This is a genomic window from Citrobacter sp. TBCS-14, from assembly GCF_005280805.1.
Classification (GTDB): domain Bacteria; phylum Pseudomonadota; class Gammaproteobacteria; order Enterobacterales; family Enterobacteriaceae; genus Citrobacter; species Citrobacter gillenii.
The window spans coordinates 358-872 of sequence record NZ_SZWM01000596.1; the positions used below are offsets into that span (position 1 = coordinate 358).

General features: G+C 52.4%; 1 pseudogene. It reads left to right on the forward strand.

From position 1 onward, the window contains the following. Window positions 1-515 (forward strand): annotated as a pseudogene (locus FDX22_RS20160) (helicase C-terminal domain-containing protein); the annotation flags it as partial.

A 515-nucleotide genomic window follows, 5' to 3' on the forward strand; every position in this document is an offset into this window, starting at 1 on the left:
TCGCTTTGTTGCACTGGACTCACCGTTTAACCACGTTGAACAGGGCAAAATCGTCATTCCGCAGATGCGCTACGAACCGTTAATTGATAACGAAGAGCAGCATATCGCGGAAATGGCCGCCTATTTCCGCGAGCAACTGGAAAGTAAAAAGCATCAGGGCATGTTGGTGCTTTTTGCCAGCGGNNNNTGCAGCGTTTTCTTGAGCACGTTACCGATCTGCGCTTGCTGCTGCTGGTACAGGGTGACCAGCCGCGCTATCGTCTGGTGGAGTTACACCGAAAGCGGGTGGAAAACGGTGAACGCAGTGTACTGGTTGGACTGCAATCTTTTGCCGAAGGTCTGGATTTGAAAGGCGAATTGCTGACCCAGGTACATATTCACAAAATCGCGTTTCCGCCCATCGATAGTCCGGTAGTGGTCACTGAGGGCGAGTGGCTGAAAAGCCTGAACCGCTACCCTTTTGAGGTGCAAAGCTTACCAGCAGCGTCGTTCAATTTGATCCAGCAGGTGGGGCG